The sequence below is a fragment of the Variovorax sp. J31P207 genome (assembly GCF_030316965.1).
Classification (GTDB): domain Bacteria; phylum Pseudomonadota; class Gammaproteobacteria; order Burkholderiales; family Burkholderiaceae_C; genus Variovorax; species Variovorax ginsengisoli_B.
On the sequence record NZ_JASZYN010000005.1, the window covers coordinates 422997 to 437776 of the forward strand.

At 68.4% G+C, this 14780-nt stretch carries 16 protein-coding genes; 11 read left to right on the forward strand and 5 right to left on the reverse strand.

What is annotated here, in order from left to right:
• Positions 1–46: 46 nt before the first annotated feature.
• On the forward strand, positions 47–1138 hold the full coding sequence (locus QTI68_RS19885; RefSeq protein WP_286523769.1) for a Cj0069 family protein: 1092 nt from the start codon (positions 47–49) through the stop codon (positions 1136–1138).
• Here the strand turns inward: QTI68_RS19885 and QTI68_RS19890 are convergent.
• Complete coding sequence (locus tag QTI68_RS19890) at positions 1122–1760, reverse strand: 2'-5' RNA ligase family protein (RefSeq protein WP_286523770.1); 639 nt, start codon at positions 1758–1760, stop codon at positions 1122–1124. The two genes, QTI68_RS19885 and QTI68_RS19890, sit on opposite strands and share 17 nt — an antisense overlap.
• A gap of 210 nt (positions 1761–1970) precedes the next feature.
• Here QTI68_RS19890 and QTI68_RS19895 point away from each other — a divergent pair, with 210 nt between their 5' ends.
• The 5 genes from QTI68_RS19895 to cydB are packed head-to-tail and all read left to right on the forward strand — an operon-like array spanning position 1971 to position 7896.
• The gene (locus QTI68_RS19895; protein WP_286523771.1) at positions 1971–3710 is read left to right on the forward strand and encodes a GMC oxidoreductase; all 1740 of its coding nucleotides are present in this window, start codon (positions 1971–1973) and stop codon (positions 3708–3710) included.
• Positions 3711–3738: 28 nt separating this feature from the next.
• Complete coding sequence (locus QTI68_RS19900) at positions 3739–4065, forward strand: Rieske (2Fe-2S) protein (protein WP_286523773.1); 327 nt, start codon at positions 3739–3741, stop codon at positions 4063–4065.
• A gap of 18 nt (positions 4066–4083) precedes the next feature.
• The gene (locus QTI68_RS19905; protein WP_286523774.1) at positions 4084–5469 is read left to right on the forward strand and encodes an aldehyde dehydrogenase family protein; all 1386 of its coding nucleotides are present in this window, start codon (positions 4084–4086) and stop codon (positions 5467–5469) included.
• Between the two features lie 13 nt (positions 5470–5482).
• Positions 5483–6892: a cytochrome ubiquinol oxidase subunit I gene (locus tag QTI68_RS19910; protein ID WP_286523776.1), complete on the forward strand. Its 1410-nt coding sequence runs from the start codon at positions 5483–5485 to the stop codon at positions 6890–6892.
• A complete protein-coding gene (gene cydB / locus QTI68_RS19915; RefSeq protein ID WP_286523778.1) occupies positions 6889–7896 on the forward strand; it encodes a cytochrome d ubiquinol oxidase subunit II in 1008 nt (335 codons plus the stop codon). Before QTI68_RS19910 ends, cydB begins: the two co-directional genes overlap by 4 nt.
• A 13-nt stretch (positions 7897–7909) precedes the next feature.
• On the opposite strand, the gene QTI68_RS19920 is transcribed toward cydB, so the two are convergent.
• From QTI68_RS19920 to QTI68_RS19935, 4 genes are all read right to left on the reverse strand, one after another.
• Entirely contained in the window at positions 7910–8836 is a 927-nt protein-coding gene (locus QTI68_RS19920; RefSeq protein WP_286523779.1) for an ROK family protein, read from the reverse strand.
• Positions 8837–9010: 174 nt separating this feature from the next.
• Complete coding sequence (locus QTI68_RS19925) at positions 9011–9205, reverse strand: DUF2905 domain-containing protein (protein WP_286523780.1); 195 nt, start codon at positions 9203–9205, stop codon at positions 9011–9013.
• A 9-nt stretch (positions 9206–9214) separates the two neighbouring features.
• Complete coding sequence (gene hisN / locus QTI68_RS19930; RefSeq protein ID WP_286523781.1) at positions 9215–9997, reverse strand: histidinol-phosphatase; 783 nt, start codon at positions 9995–9997, stop codon at positions 9215–9217.
• 40 nt (positions 9998–10037) lie between these two features.
• The gene (locus QTI68_RS19935; protein WP_286523782.1) at positions 10038–11135 is read right to left on the reverse strand and encodes a class I SAM-dependent methyltransferase; all 1098 of its coding nucleotides are present in this window, start codon (positions 11133–11135) and stop codon (positions 10038–10040) included.
• A 21-nt stretch (positions 11136–11156) separates the two neighbouring features.
• On the opposite strand from QTI68_RS19935, the gene QTI68_RS19940 reads away from it, so the two are divergent.
• The 5 genes from QTI68_RS19940 to QTI68_RS19960 are packed head-to-tail and all read left to right on the forward strand — an operon-like array spanning position 11157 to position 14544.
• Entirely contained in the window at positions 11157–11951 is a 795-nt protein-coding gene (locus QTI68_RS19940; protein ID WP_286523784.1) for an SDR family oxidoreductase, read from the forward strand.
• The gene (locus QTI68_RS19945; protein ID WP_286504645.1) at positions 11948–12337 is read left to right on the forward strand and encodes a dihydroneopterin aldolase; all 390 of its coding nucleotides are present in this window, start codon (positions 11948–11950) and stop codon (positions 12335–12337) included. Before QTI68_RS19940 ends, QTI68_RS19945 begins: the two co-directional genes overlap by 4 nt.
• 1 nt (position 12338) lies before the next feature.
• Positions 12339–13247, forward strand: coding sequence for a tRNA 2-thiocytidine(32) synthetase TtcA (gene ttcA, locus QTI68_RS19950; RefSeq protein WP_286523785.1), 909 nt, complete (start codon positions 12339–12341; stop codon positions 13245–13247).
• 2 nt (positions 13248–13249) lie between these two features.
• Entirely contained in the window at positions 13250–13900 is a 651-nt protein-coding gene (locus QTI68_RS19955; protein ID WP_286523786.1) for a DUF4136 domain-containing protein, read from the forward strand.
• 5 nt (positions 13901–13905) lie between these two features.
• Positions 13906–14544 (forward strand): histidine phosphatase family protein, encoded by a 639-nt coding sequence (locus QTI68_RS19960; protein WP_286523788.1) that lies wholly within the window; start codon positions 13906–13908, stop codon positions 14542–14544.
• Positions 14545–14780 lie beyond the last annotated feature (236 nt).

A 14780-nucleotide genomic window follows, 5' to 3' on the forward strand; every position in this document is an offset into this window, starting at 1 on the left:
TACCCGCTGACCGCTCACACCTGACATCCACCAAGAGGAGCCGGCAATGCATGCAGTGACCCTTGCTTCACACCGCGAGTTCGTCGCGGTGGCCCTGCTCTACCCAGGAGACCGCGCAGCACGCGACCGCAGCGACCCGGCCGAGAGCCGCTTTGCGGCGCTGTTCACTGCGTTCGCAGCCGCCGGCGTGGCGGCCGAGCCTGCCGTCTATCACGATGATTTCGCCGACGAGGTCGCCGCGCAGTTGCGGGGCGTCGACGCCGTGCTCGTCTGGTGCAATCCAGTCGAGGCGGGCCGCCGCCGCGACCGGCTCGACGCCGTCTTGCGCGAAGCCGCGCAGGCCGGCGTCTTCGTCAGCACGCATCCGGACACCATCCTGCGCCTGGGCACCAAGGATGTGCTGGTCGACACGCGCGACCTGCCCTTCGGCGGCGATGCGGTCCGCGTCGACAGCCTCGACGCGCTCGCGGCCGGCCTGCCCGATCGCCTGCGCCACGGCGCGCGTGTGCTCAAGCAATATCGGGGACACAGCGGCATTGGCGTGTGGCGGGTCGAACGCGTCGAAGACTCTCCGCTGCTGCGCGTGCAGCACGCGCAGCGCGGCAGCGCGGAGGAACGAATCGACCTGTCTACGCTGCTCCAGCGCATGGCACCGTACTTCGAAGCAGCCAATGGGGGTCACATGATCGACCAGGCCTGGCAACCGCGTCTGGTCGACGGCATGGTGCGCGCCTACCTGGTCGAAGACCGCGTGACCGGCTTCGGCCACCAGGCGGTCAATGCCCTCTACCCGGCGCGCGCGGGCGAGGCCGCGCCCACGCCCGGGCCACGTCTCTATCACGGCGCCGATCTGCCGCAGTTCCAGGCGCTGAAGCGCCTGCTGGAGACGCAGTGGATCGCGCAACTGCAGCAACGCCTCGGGTTGACGCGCGCGCAATTGCCGATGCTGTGGGACTGCGACTTCCTGCCCGGCGAGCCGACCGCCGATCAACCCGAGCGCCTTGTGCTCTGCGAGATCAATGTCAGCAGCGTCTCGCCTTTCCCGCCCTCGTCGATCGAGCCGCTGGTGGCGGCCGTGAAGGCACGCATCATGTCGCGGACCGACCCTGCGCCCAAGCGCGTCAATCCCAGGCCTTGAGCTGCTTCGCCGCCGTGCCGAACTGACCCAGGTGGTAGATCGCAGCGCCCTTGAACGAAAAGCCGAATGGCTCGAACGGTTCGGCGAGCATCGTGTCGAGGTACTTGCGCGCTGCCACCCCGGTCGTGACGTGCGGATTGAAGTGCTCCCCGGAGGCCTTCGGCACGAACACCGAGACGTACTGGATGAGCGCCGGGTCGATGACGGGGTCTTCCGGCGTGGTGACGAACGCGGCCGAGTCGCCGGTCTCCACCGTGAACGGCGTCACCGCCTCGATCAGCGCCTGCTGCAACTCGAGCAGTTGCGCAGTGGGCTTCGCGACGATGCCCGCCAGCCCGATGTCCTGGCTCGGGATGTAGTAGTACTTGAAGGCCTCGAGCCGGATGTCGCCCAGTCGAACGCCCGCGAGAACACTTCCGACTGCGGCATACACCTTGTCCAGGTCTGCGGTGCGGACGAACCGCTGGAGCAGCGTGACGTGAGGACGGTGCGTCGCGTCCAGCGCGAACCCCTTTGGAAAGACCTTGCGCAATCGAGCGTTGTTGGCCTCGGCATGCTCCTGCATCGTCGAGTCCGGCTCGAGCAGGAAATCGATGGCCACGGTGGCTGAGGGATGCTTCATCTCCGGACCCCTATGTTCATGACTGAAACACTGTCCCAGGATGCCGGTGCCAGCACCGGGCCGGCGCAGGCATCACGGCGAAGCTTCGAGCTTAAACGCCGCGTTGGCGCGCGTCGCTGTCAGATGCCACGTACGTGGTCTAAGTGGCCACCGGGATGTTCAAGTCCCGAGCCCGAGTACAGACTGCCTCATTCGAAAACTCGCGAGGTCATGATGGCCGATTTCGACTATGACGTGATCGTGATCGGCTCCGGATTCGGCGGCAGCGTCGCGGCGCTGCGCGCGACCGAGAAGGGCTACCGGGTGGGCGTCATGGAAGCCGGACGGCGCTGGCCCGACAGCGCGATCCCCAAGACCAACTGGGACATCCGGAAGTACCTGTGGCAGCCCGAGGCCGAGATGTACGGCCTGCAGCGCCTGAGCTTCCTGGACGACGTGCTGGTGCTGCACGGCGCCGGCGTGGGCGGCGGCTCGCACGTCTACGGCAGCACGCTCTATGTTCCGCCGAAGAAGTTCTTCGCCGCACCCGAGTGGTCCTACATCACCGACTGGTACGACGAGATGCCCGCGTACTTCGACCAGGCCCAGCGCATGATGGGCGTCAACCGCGTGCCCTACATGGACAGCGACAAGGACCGGCTGATGCGCGAGATCGCCGTCGAGATGGGGCACGGCGACACCTACAACAAGGCGCCCGTGGCCACCTTCTTCGGGTCCCCGGGCGTCGAGGTCGACGATCCGTTCTTCGGCGGCGCAGGCCCGCGGCGAACTGGCTGCGTGAATTGCGGAAACTGCATGATCGGCTGCGGCCGCGGGGCCAAGAACAAGCTGACGGAGAACTATCTCTATCTGGCCGAAAAGAACGGCTGCGTCATCCATGACCTTCACGAGGTCACCGAACTCGCACCACTCGACGGCGGCGGCTACGAGGTCATCGCCAGCCACCCCGGCTGGGTGCAGCGCGCGGCGCATGTCGATCGCCATCGCTACACGGCCAGGCAGGTGGTCGTGTCCGCGCACGCCTATGGGTCGGCGCGGCTGCTGCACCACATGCGGCATATCGACAAGCTCACCGGGCTGTCCGATCAGCTGGGCAAACTGGCTCGCACCAATTCCGAGGCGCTGATCCTGGTCACGCGACCCTATGTCGACTGGAAGAAGGACCCGGACCGATTCATCATCACGCCGGGCAGCGTCGCCATCACTTCGGGTGTCTGGCCTGACCCGGACACCAGCATCGAGCCGGTGTCCTATGGCGTGGGCAGCGACTTCTTCGCGCTGGCCACGACCTACTACGCGTCCGGCCCGCAGAAGCACCCCACCGAGACCTGGCTCAAGCACCTGATGGAGCATCCGGTCCAGACCCTCGGCCAGACCTTCGACGCACGGCACTGGTCGGAACGCGCGATCACCCTGCTGTGCATGCAGACCACCGACACCTCGATCGACCTCTACTTCAAGGACGGCATCCTGCGCAGCCGGCATGGCTCCGGCGATCCGCCGCCCACCCACATCCCCGCCGCCGACGAGTTCGCGAAGCGGCTCGCCGCCAAGATGGGCGGGCTCGAATCGGCGCTGGATTTCGAAGTCGTCAACCGCACGGCGTCGGCCCACTTCATCGGCGGCATTCCGATCGGGGACGCGAGCGACAAGGGCGTGGTCGATCCCTACCAGCGCGTGTTCGGACATCCGGACCTGCATGTCATGGACGGCAGCGTGATGCCCGCGAACCCCGGGGTCAACCCCTCGCTCACGATCCTGGCGCTGGCCGAGCGGGCGATGTCGTTCTGGCCGAACAAGGGCGACGCCGATCCGCGGCCTTCGCTGGGTGCCGGCTACCAGCGGCTGGCGCCCATCATGCCGCGCGCGCCCGCGGTGCCGGCGCAGGCACCCGGCGCCTTGCGCTTCGACAAGCCGCAGCGCGAAGTGATTCCCGAATATCCGTATTGAGTCGAAGGCCGACGCACAGGAGACGAGCATGGCGAACCCGACGGTCGAGTACCGAGACCTGGGCCCATCGGCCCGATTGCCGGACCTGTCCGTCAATCCCTATTACCTGGCCGACCGCAAGCTGCGTGTGTCCGTCGCTCGCGTCGGCAAGAGCCTGTTCGCCTTCGACGACCTCTGCCCGCACGACGGCTGTCAACTCTCGGCGGGCATCCTGACCGGCACGACGCTGATGTGCCCCTGCGACGGCTCCCGCTTCGACCTCTCCACGGGCAGCGTGGCGGGTGGCCCGTCGAAGCAGCCGCTCCCCACCTACGAGGTGCGCGAGCAGAACGGTGAAATCTGGGTTCGCGTCTGACACCGGGAGCTCATCGCCATGTCCGTCCCCGACTACGCCTCGCTCGTCGCCAGCCAGCGCGCCTTCTTCCTGGAAGGGCATACGCGCCCGGTGGCGTGGCGCAAGACCCAGCTCGAAGCGGTCAAGGCCCTGTTCACCGACCACCACGACGAACTGTGCGACGCACTCTGGAAAGACCTGCGCCGCAACCTGAACGATGCCGACCTGATGGACGTCGACTACTGCGCCAAGGAGGCCGCCTACGCGCTCAAGCACATCGACAGCTGGATGAAGCCGCTGCATGAGCCGATGCCGCTGGTGTTCGAGCCCGGCTACATCCGGGTGAACCGGGATCCGCTCGGCGTGTCGCTGATCATCGGCGCCTGGAACGAACCCTTCATGCTGGTCTTCGGCCCGCTGGTGGCGGCGCTGGCCGCCGGCAACACGGCGGTGCTGAAGCCTTCGGAGATTGCCGCCCACTGCGCGGCCGCCGCGGCGCGCCTCGTGCCCGGGTACTTCGATCCGCGCGCGGTCGCGGTCGTCGAAGGCGCGGTCCCCGAGACCACCGCGCTGCTGGCGCAGCCATGGGACATGATCTTCTTCACCGGCAGTCCGCCCGTCGGCAAGATCGTGCACCAGGCCGCCGCGAAGAACCTGACGCCCTGCGTGCTCGAACTCGGCGGCAAGAACCCGACCATCGTGCATTCGTCGGCCAACCTCAAGGCGGCCGCGCGGCGCATCGCCTACGGGCGCTACCTGAACTCCGGCCACATCTGCACCGCGCCCGACCATGTGCTGGCTTGGCCGGAAGTGAAGGACGAGTTCCTGCAGCACATGAAGGACACGATCCGCGAGTTCTACGGCGACGACCCCAAGCAGAGTCCGGACTACGGACGCGTGATCAACCGCCGCAACTTCGATCGCCTGGCCGCGCTGCTGGGCAGCGGCAAGGCGATCGCCGGCGGCCAGACCGATGCCGACGAGCTCTACATCGCGCCGACGGTGCTGGTGGACGTCGCGCTGGACTCGCCGATCATGAAGGAAGAGATCTTCGGGCCGATCCTGCCGGTGCTCGAGATCGACTCGGTCGACTCCGTCATCCGGTGGGTCAACAGCCGGCCGAGCCCGCTCGGCCTCTACATCTTTGCCGAGGACAAGGAGGTGATCGACAGGATCCTGTCGGCCACCCGCTCGGGCGATGCCGAGGTCAACGACTGCGCCATTCATCCGCTCTTTCCCGAGCTTCCGTTCGGCGGCGTGGGCAACTCCGGCATGGGCAAGTACCACGGGCGCTGGGGCTTCGAAGCCTTCACCAATGCGCGCGGCGTGCTTCACCACAGCAGCACCGTCGATCCTGGCGTGCGCTATCCGCCTTACGCGAAGCACGGCCTCGAGCGCGTCGCCGTCAACAAGCTGATGCCATAGAGGCGGCATCGACGTGAACCTCGACCCCGTCCTCCTGTCGCGGATCCAGTTCGGGTTCCTGATCAGCTTCCACATCATCTTTCCCGCCTTCACCATCGGGCTGGCGGCGTGGCTGGCAACGATCGAGGGGGCGCGGCTGGCGACCCGCAACGCGCTCTATCGCCGGGTGTTCGACTTCTGGCTGCCGATCTTCGCGGTCTCCTTCGGCATGGGCGTGGTCACGGGCATCGTCATGGCCTTCCAGTTCGGCACCAACTGGGGCGTGCTCTCGGTGAAGACCGGCGCGATCCAGGGCCCGCTGCTCGGCTACGAGGGCTTCACGGCCTTCATGCTCGAGGCGACCTTCTTCGGCGTGATGCTGCTCGGGCGCGACCGGGTCTCGCCGCGCTTCTACTTCTTCTCGTGCTGCATGGTGTCGCTGGGCACGATGTTCTCGTCCTTCTGGATCCTCGCCAACAACAGCTGGATGCAGGTGCCGCTCGGCCACACGGTGGTGGACGGCAAGATCATTCCGACCGACTGGATGCAGATCGTGCTCGGGCCGGTGCAGATGGTCCGCTGGCCGCACATGCTGCTGGCCGCCCTGTTGACGACCTCGATGTGCGTGTCGGCGACCGGTGCCTGGTACCTGCTGCGCCGGGTTCACTTCGACGAAGGCCGGATGATGCTGCACTGGGGCCTCGGCCTGGCCGCGGTGCTGATCCCGGTCCAGCTCTTCTTCGGCCACCTGACCGGCGAATACGTGCTCAAGCACCAGCCCGCCAAGTTCGCGGCGATCGAAGCGCGCTGGAAGAACGAGCAGCCGGCCAGCGAGGTGCTGATCGCCATCCCCGACGAGGCGAACGAGCGCAATCTCTACGCCATCTCGGTCCCGAAGCTGGGCAGCTTCATCGCCTCGGGCAATTTCACCTCGGCTGAAAGAGGGCTCGAATCCTTCCCGCGCGAAGACCGGCCGCCGGTGCTGATCCCCTTCTTCGCCTTCCGGCTGATGGTCGGCATGGGTCTGATCATGCTGGCGGTCTCGTGGCTCGGCAACTTCCTGCGCTGGCGCGGCAGGCTGGAGTCGTCGCGCTGGTTCCTGTGGGGCACGTTCATGTCGTTCCCGACCGGCTTCGTCGCCATCCTGACCGGCTGGTACACCGCCGAGATCGGGCGCCAGCCCTGGGTGGTCTACGGCCTGCTGCGCACCAAGGACGCCGTCACGCCCTCCCTGACGACCAGCGACGTGCTGGCCTCGCTGCTCATCTACGTCGCGGTGTACTGGCTCTTCGTCTGCTTCGGCATCTACTACATCTACAAGCTCCTGCGCGAAGGGCCGCGCGCCAAGACCCAGGCCACGGCCAACGTCACCGGCAGCCGGCCCCTGGCCGTTGCCGCGCGCACGGACACCCCGGTCGACGACAGAGCCGGAGGCACGGCGTGAGCGAGGCGGCACCCAGCGACCTGGCGCTCTTCTGGGCGGCGGTCATTGCCGTCTCGATCCTGGTCTACGTGATCCTGGACGGCTTCGATCTCGGCGTCGGCATCCTCTTCGGCACCACCCGCGAAGAGAACCACCGCCTGCACATGATGGACACCATCGCGCCGTTCTGGGACGGCAACGAGACCTGGCTGGTGATCATCGGCGCCGGCCTGTTCGCAACCTTTCCGGTGGTGTATGCCGTGTTCCTGGGTGCGTTCTACCTGCCTGTCCTGCTGCTGCTCGTCGGCCTCATCTTCCGCGGCATTGCCTTCGAGTTCCGCTACCGCAGCGTCAAGACGCGCTGGCTGTGGGACCTGGGGTTCTTCCTGGGATCGACGGTGGTCGCCTTCGTGCAAGGGGCCGCCGTGGGCGCATTGATGCGCGGCCTTCCGGTGGCGCAGGGCCAGTTCGCGGGCACCTCCTTCGAATGGCTGCATCCGTTTTCGGTGCTGACCGGCGTCGGCCTGGTCTTCGGCTATGCGTTGCTCGGCGCAGGCTGGATCGTGCTCAAGAGCGAAGGCGACCTGCGCGACTGGGCCTATCGCCGTATTCCGTGGCTGGCCGCGGCTGTCTTCGGGGTGCTCGGCCTGGCGTTCGCCGTGTCCTTGAGCGTGGACGCAGGTGCGATCGCGCAAAGCCATCTGAAGGACCGGCCATGGGGCTGGGCCTTTGTCGCGGTTGCGATCGCCTCATTGATCGGCGTCGTGACGGGCGTTCGTGCGCGCCGGGATGGCGTCGCGTACGCACTGACCGTGGTGTTCATCGCGGCGGCGTACCTGACGCTCGGCACGATGTTCTGGCCCTACATGGTCCCGTATGCGGTCACGGTGGCCAGTGCAGCGGCGCCGGAGGAATCACTGCGGTTCCTGTTCTATGGCGGCGTGGTGGTCTTGCCGGTGATCGCCGCCTACACCATCGGCGTCTACTGGGTGTTCCGCGGCAAGGTCCGCAGCGGCTACCGCTAGCAACCGCCTGGGCTCAGTCGAGCAGCGCCATCGCCCCGTAGTCGCCGACCCGGTCGCCCAGGCCGGCCGCCACCAGCACCGCGCCCCGGGTCAGCGCCGCGAGCTTGCCGTCGATCTGGGCCTGCAGCCGCGGCAGCAGGAAGTCGCGGTTGTTCCAGAACACGCTGCCGCCGAGGCTGATGCGCTGCAGGTCGAGGGTGGCGACCAGGTTGAAGAGCATCCGGCCCATCACGCGGCACAGCGCGTCGGTGGTGGCCAGGGCCTTGGCTTCGCCGCGGGCCGCGGCGGCGAACAGGTCGACCGCCGACTCGCCGAAGCGGCGTGCGATCGCATTGCCGGCCACCAGCCCCTCGACGTCGCCGAAATTGCCGCAGCCGCACAGCGCCTGGTTGTCGTCGTCGGACACGAAGCTGTGGCCGGCATGGCCGGCGTTGCCGTTCTTGCCGCGCAGCACGTGGCCGTCGACGCACAGCCCGACGCCCACGCCGGTGCTCCAGGTGACGTAGGCGCAATGGTCGGCGCCCTGCAGCGCGCCCCAGCGCCGCTCGGCCTCGAGGGCAGCGACCGCGTCGTTCTCGACCCGCACATGGGCGAAGCGCCGCTTGAGCGGGGCCTCGATCAGCGCCGTCATCCACTGGTTCGGCAGCCCGCGCGCCGGGCCGGCGATGCCGCCGCAGATGTTCGGCGACGCCAGCTCGACCATGCCGTCGCGGATCTCGAAGGGGCCGGCCGACGAGACGCCGACCCGGTTGATCGAGGCGCTGGGGATGTTCTGCTCGGCGCAGGCCTCGTCGATCAGCCGCAGGATCTGCAGCGCCACCGCGTCGTTGCCGCCGGTCTTGGCGGTCGGTTCGCTGCGCCGGCCGACCAGCGGCGTGTGGCTGTCGGCTGAAAGGCTCACGGCGATCTTGGTGCCGCCGATGTCCACGCAGGCTCTCATGCTTGCCCCCACGCTCGGCACTTCGTGTCCTCGCTGCCCCCCGAGGGGGCGCGAGCTTGCTTGGGGCGGCCCGGCGCTGCGCTCATGTGCCCCCACGCTCGGCACTTCGTGTCCTCGCTGCCCCCCGAGGGGGCGCGAGCTTGCTTGGGGCGGCCCGGCGCTGCGCTCATGTGTTCAGATCCATCGTGCGACCAGGGCCGCGATCATGCTCAAAACGACCGTGCTGGCGATCGGCAAGTGCCACTCGCGCCCGAAAGCACGGAACTCGAAATCGCCGGGCAGCCGCCCGAAGCCGAAGCGCCGCAGCCAGGCCGTCAGCCCGCTCATGAGCACCAGGGCCAGGACGACGACGATCAGCCAGCGAATCATGGATGCAGTTTAGGCCGCGAGCAGGTCCAGCGCCTGTCGGTGGAGTTCGCGTGTGGCCGCGGCGACCACCCGGCCGTCGGACTGCAGGCCCAGCGGCCGGCCGTGCCAGTCGGTGACGATGCCGCCGGCGGCTTCGATGAGGCCGGTCGGACCGAGGTAGTCGTAGGGCTGCAGGCCGGTCTCGACCACCAGGTCGATGGTGCCGCCGGCGAGCTGGGCGTAGCCGTAGCAGTCGCCGCCGAAGCGGCGCATCGCGCAGCGCCGGCTCAGCCGGTCGAAGGCGGCCCAGTCGGCGGCGTCGAAGATGTCGGGCGAGGTGGTCACGATGCGGGCCTCCGCCACGGCCGCGCAGCCGCTGACGCGCACCGCCTGCCCATTGCGCTGGGCGCCGGCGCCGGCCTGGCCGATCCAGCGCTCGCCGAGCACCGGCATGTCGACCATGCCGAGCTCGACGCGGCCGTGGCGCAAGAGGCCGATCAGGGTGCCCCAGAGCGGCGAGCCGGTGATGAAGCTGCGCGTGCCGTCGATCGGGTCGAGCACCCAGACGCGCTCGGCGTCGACCCGCTCCAGCCCGTGCTCCTCGCCGTAGATGCCGTCGGCCGGGCGTTCGGCGCCGAGGATCTCGCGCATCGCGGCCTCGGCGGCGCGGTCGGCCTGGGTCACGGGGCTTTCGTCGGCCTTCGAGATGACGTCGAGCGGGGTGCGGAACAGGCGCATCGAGTGCGAGGCCGCCGCATCGGCCAGTGCGTGGGCGACGCGCAGGTCGTCGGCCGGTGTGAAGGTGGAACTCATGGGGGGATTAGAACCCAGCCTCCGCCCGCGGCAGCGGCCATCACAGCGTGTGGCTGCGGTCGCCTTCGGCAAAGCCGATCGCGTCCCAGGGCTCGCCCACCGCGAAGCCGATCACCTTGAACAGCTCGCCCATCTCGTGTTCGTGGATCAGCCGCGCGGCCATCGCGCGTTCGGCCAGCGGGGCCGCTTCCATCATCGGCAGGATGTCGGCGTTGAGCAGGAAGCGCGCCTGGCTGCAGTAGCCGAGCACCTGGAGGCCGGCGTCCTGCCCCGCCAGCGCCACCCCGGTGAAGTTGACGTGGGCCGTGATGTCCTTGGCACCGACGTCGGCCAGCGGGTCGCCGTCGGCCTGGTGGCCGCGGTGGCACATCACGGTGCCCATGTGGCGCTGGGGATGGTAGTACTCGGCCTCCGGAAAACCGTAGTCGATGAAGAAGGCCGCGCCCTGCTTCAGCCGGTCGGCCAGGGTGGCGACGAAGGCCTCGGCCTGGGGGTGGATCTCGGTCAGGTAGTCGTGCGGGCCGGCCACTTCGACCGGCGGGCGCAGCTCGGTCGGCCGGTCGGCCCAGGCAAAGCCGTCACCCTGGCGGACCACGCCGCGTTCGTGCCATTGGCCGGCGGTGCGCACCAGCAGCTGCACCGGCATCGCATCGAGCACCTCGTTGCCGACCACCACGCCGCGCATCTCCGGCGGCAGTTCGGCCAGCCATTCGACTTTGCCGGCATGCCCGGCGAGCGTCTGCTGCTGGCGTTCGCGCAACGTGCCGGAGAGATCGACGATGCGGTAGCGCTCGACTTTGTCGCCGAGTGCGTCGAGCAGCTGCAGGGCCAGCGCGCCGGTGCCGGCGCCGAACTCCCAGAGCTCCCGGGTGCCGGTCTTTTCGAGCGCCTCGGCCACCTGCACCGCCAGGGTGCGGCCGAACAGCGGCGTCATTTCGGGTGCGGTCACGAAATCGCTGCCCGAGGCCGGCATCCGGCCGAACTTGCGGCTCGCGCTGGCGTAGTAGCCCAGCCCCGGGGCATACAAGGCCAGGGCCATGAAGCGGTCGAACGGCAGCCAGCCGCCGGCCCGCTGCAGCGAGGCATCGATAATCTTGGTCAACGGGGTGGCGCGTTCGGCGCCCTGCTCCAGGTTCATAAGTAACGGAAATCTATCAGGATGGCTGAATCGACCCCACGCCGAGGCGTGCTCGTGACCGGCGGCGGCCAGCGACTGGGCGCCGCGGTCTGCGAGGCTTTCGCGCGCGCGGGCTGGCGGGTGTGGTGCCAGTACCGTGCCTCGCGGGTGCAGGCGCTGGCATTGTGCGCGCGCCTGGCCGACGAGGGCCACGAGGCCACGGCGATCGAGGCCGACATCGGCAGCGAGCCGGGCCGCGTGGCGCTGGTCGACCAGGTTTCGGCCGCGGGGCCGCTGGCCTGCATCGTCAACAACGCCTCGGCCTTCGAGCCCGACACCGGGCTCGACTTCGACGCCGACGCCGCGCTGCGCCAGCTGGGCGTGAACCTGATCGCGCCGCTGTCCTTCGCCCGGCTGCTGGCGCAGCGCGCCAGGCCCGGCGACGGCATCGACCGCTCGGCGATCCACGTGCTGGACCAGAAGGTCTACAACCTGAACCCCGACTATTTTTCCTACACCGTGTCCAAGCTGGCGCTGGAGCGCGCCGTGGCGCTGCAGGCGCAGTCGCTGGCGCCGGCGCTGCGCGTCTGCGGCGTGGCGCCGGGCATCCTCTACCGGAGCGGCCCGCAGACCGAGGATAATTTCGCCCGGGCGCGCCAGGCCAACCTGCTGCGCCGTCCGATCGATGCCGCCGACGTCGCCCGCGCCTGCGTCTTCCTGGCCGCCACGCCCAGCGTGACCGGCACTACCCTTTGCGTCGACAACGGCCAGCACCTGGTGCCGCTGGCGCGCGACATCATGTTCGTCGTCGACGAACTGCTGAAAGCTTCACCATGACCACCGCCGCCCTCGACCCCCTCTTGCTGACGTGCCGGCGCGTCTTCCTGCGCGACTACGAGGTCTGGATCAACATCGGCGTGCACGAATTCGAGAAGCGCGCCGAGCAGCGCGTGATCATCAATGTCGACCTCTACGTGCCGCTGGACGTCTCGACGCCGAAGGCGGACGAACTCGACGAGGTGGTCGACTACGACTTCATCCGCCGCACCGTCGCCACCCGCCTGAGCAAGGGCCATATCCACTTGCAGGAAACGCTGTGCGACGACATCCTCACCCAGGTGCTGGCGCATCCGAAGGTGCAGGCTGCGCGGGTATCGACCGCAAAACCCGACGTCTACCCCGACTGTGACGCCGTAGGCGTCGAAGTATTCCGGAGCAAGTGACATGAGTGCCGTATGGATCGACGAAACGCCCTCGTCCACCAATGACCTGAAGATCGAGCGCGAAACCCACAAGCTCGAGAAGCGGCTGTGCCGCGAGGTCGGCCGCGCCATCGTCGACTACAACATGATCGAGGACGGCGACAAGGTCATGGTCTGCGTGTCGGGCGGCAAGGACAGCTACGCCCTGCTCGACATCCTGCTCAAGCTGCGGGCCCGGGCGCCGATCCATTTCGACATCGTGGCCGTCAACCTCGACCAGAAGCAGCCGGGCTTTCCGGAAGACGTGCTGCCGGGCTACCTGAAGGCCCTCGGCGTGCCCTTCCACATCGAGGAGCAGGACACCTACTCGATCGTCAAGCGCGTGATCCCCGAAGGCAAGACCACCTGCGGCCTGTGCAGCCGGCTGCGCCGCGGCATCCTCTACCGCGTGGCCGACGAGCTGGGTGCCACCAAGGTCGCATTGGGCCACCACCGCGACGACATGCTGCAGACCTTCTTCCTCAACATGTTCTTCGCCGCCAAGCTGAAGTCGATGCCGCCCAAGCTGGTGAGCGACGACGGCAAGCACATCGTGATCCGGCCGCTGGCCTACGTGGCCGAGAAGGACCTGGTGCGCTGGGCCCGGCACCGCGCGTTCCCGATCATTCCCTGCACCTTGTGCGGCAGCCAGGAGAACCTGCAGCGCAAGCAGGTCGGCGAGATGCTGCGCGAATGGGAGCGCAAGTTCCCGGGCCGGATCGAGAACATGTTCAGCGCCATGCAGAACATCGTGCCGTCGCACCTGCTCGACACCCAGGCCTTCGACTTCAAGGGGCTGAAGGCCACCGGCGTGGCCGACGAGGAAGGCGACAAGGCCTTCGATCCGCCGGAGCTCCCGGCGCCATCGCCGCTGCGCATCGTGCAGCTCTGACCATGAAGGCCGTGCTCGCCGCCCTCCTGGTGGTGCTCGGCCTGAGCGGCTGCGCCACGCGCTGGGTGGTCGACAGCGAGGTGCGCAGTTTCTCGGGCATGGACAGCGTGCCTTCCGGCGCCAGCTACCGCTTCGAGCGCCTGCCGTCGCAGCAGATCGACGAGGCCGCACAGCAGCAGCTGGAGGCGTGGGCCGGCACGGCCCTCGACGGCGTCGGCCTGCGGCACGACGACGACGCCCCGCAATTGAGCGCCCTGATCGGCGCCCGCGTGACCTCCGAACTCTCGCCCTGGGCCGACCCCTGGATGTTCGGCAACCCCTGGCCGGGCTGGGGCGGGCCGGGCTGGTGGGGCCCCCGGGCACCGGGCTGGGGTCCGCGCGGCTGGTACGGCGGTGGCTGGTATGGCGGCGGCTGGTGGGGGCCGGCGTTCGGGCCGCCACCGACGCCCTGGTTCGGGCGCGAGGTCAGCATCGTGCTGCGCGAGCTGCCGTCGAACCGCGTGGTCTACGAGACGCATGCCCGCAACGACGGCCCCTACAGCAACAGCGCCGCCATCCTGCCGGTGATGTTCCAGGCCGCGCTGCAGGGCTTCCCGAATCCGCCGCCGGGCGAGCGGCGGGTCGACATCGAGCTGCCGCGCAAGACGCCCTGACCACCATGGAAGCCACCCGCGTCATCGCCGTGCGCCATGGTGAAACCGCCTGGAACGTCGACACCCGCATCCAGGGCCAGCTCGACATCGGGCTCAACGACACCGGCCTCTGGCAGGCCCGGCGGGTCGGGCGGGCGCTCGAGGAGGAGCCGATCGCGGCGATCTATGCCAGCGACCTGTCGCGCGCCTGGCAGACCGCGCAGGCGATCGCCCAGCCGCGCGGCATGGCGGTGGCCGCCGACCCCGGCCTGCGCGAGCGTGCCTTCGGCCTGTTCGAAGGCCGCACCTTCGCCGACATCGACGCCAGCCTGCCGGCCCAGGCCCGGCTCTGGCGCACCCGGGATCCCGAATTCGCACCAGAAGGTGGTGAGTCCCTGCTCACTTTCAAGGCGCGCGTCACAGGCACGGCCGCGCGGCTCGCGGCCCGGCACCCCGGGGAACTGATCGTCCTGGTGGCCCACGGCGGCGTGATGGACGTGCTCTACCGGAGCGCCACCGGCCAGGAACTGCAGGCGCCACGGACCTGGGCCCTCGGCAACGCGGCCATCAACCGCCTGCTGTGGACGCCGCAGGGCTTCACCCTGGTCGGCTGGGCCGACGTCGGTCACCTGGACGACGACAGCCTCGACGAAGCCTCCGCCTGAGCGAGCACCCGCTGGCACACGCCTTGCACATCGCAAAATAGAACTTTCCTATCGATTTAGCCGCAAGAACTGGCGCCACGCGTCAGCTTTTTGTACTCATTTTCGAGAAAGAGGGGCACAATCCCCCGGCGCTCTCGTCGTTTGTCAAGAAAGCAATCGCAACCAAGTGCGTCCGATGTAGCGGCCGCGGCGAGGGATGTATGCCTTTCGGCATGACTTTTGGCAGGTGGCGAACG